Source organism: Staphylococcus sp. HMSC034G07, assembly GCF_001835975.1.
GTDB lineage: Bacteria > Bacillota > Bacilli > Staphylococcales > Staphylococcaceae > Staphylococcus > Staphylococcus ureilyticus.
Genome location: NZ_KV826583.1, coordinates 1 through 973 on the forward strand (window position 1 = coordinate 1; position 973 = coordinate 973).

A 973-nucleotide genomic window follows, 5' to 3' on the forward strand; every position below is an offset into this window, starting at 1 on the left:
TTGGATATATGTCTTTTCACACAAAAAGCCCTCAAAAATGAGGGCTTTTTTAATCATATTAGTTTAAATTTCCTTAAAATAGATAATCACTTCATTTTCTAATACAAGTCCATAACCATCTAAGATTGTATTTATTAACTCATTGATTGTCTGACATTCAACAAATTCATCTATAAGTTCATCAAAATTAGGTGGATTATTTTCGTAAAGTTCTTTCAAAAATTTACCTTTATTTGTTTCAAATTCTATATTTTCTATAAACCTGCTCTGACTATCCTCATATAAATGACCATTCGTTTCATAAAATCCTAATAAATGTAATTTAATCTCGTTTAATGCACTATCATTCCATATGTTTTTATTAATATTGGCTGTATTATAAGCCTTATCAATAATTTGTTTTTTCAAAACTTCATTCATCATTGACCACTCCTAATTGATTTATAGTAACAATTCAATAATCTGTAAAATCGCTAAAATACTTAACATGATACAAAATGTTTTGTTGTAATTTTTCATTTTAATTCTCCTATGGTATAATATATATTAAGAAAGATAGTAGGGGGGGATGACCCCCTACCTTTAGAAAAACAATAATAGTTCATGCACTATTTGCAAGATGACTAAAAGTAAATTTAATCCGATTAGGAATAAATTGAATTGGTCATCTTTTTTTTGTTTTTCTTCATCTTTCTTATTTTTGTTCACCTAATACCACCCCCTTTCAATACTTCATTTTTTTAAAAACCATATTTATGGCAATTAGCAAATTCACAAATTTCTGCGTCTAAAAAGTTAGGCATATATTTATTACTGAAATAAAACTCATTTATCTCATCTAATAATTCTTCATCTTCAATACCTAACTCAAAACTTATTATTCCTTTAACTACTTCTTGATTATCATTATCTTTTAATATTTCTCTGATTTGTTCGTAATTCATCATTGACCACTCCTAAATAGAATTTATAC

General features: G+C 26.0%; 3 protein-coding genes. All 3 read right to left on the bottom strand.

The window, feature by feature from the left end; all coding sequences use genetic code 11:
* Nucleotides 1-63 precede the first annotated feature (63 nt).
* Entirely contained in the window at nucleotides 64-420 is a 357-nt protein-coding gene (locus HMPREF2586_RS00270; RefSeq protein ID WP_070812581.1) for a hypothetical protein, read from the bottom strand.
* A 162-nt stretch (nucleotides 421-582) separates the two neighbouring features.
* A complete protein-coding gene (locus HMPREF2586_RS12940; RefSeq protein ID WP_256324320.1) occupies nucleotides 583-708 on the bottom strand; it encodes a hypothetical protein in 126 nt (41 codons plus the stop codon).
* 32 nt (nucleotides 709-740) lie between these two features.
* A complete protein-coding gene (locus tag HMPREF2586_RS00275; protein WP_141756805.1) occupies nucleotides 741-944 on the bottom strand; it encodes a hypothetical protein in 204 nt (67 codons plus the stop codon).
* Nucleotides 945-973 lie beyond the last annotated feature (29 nt).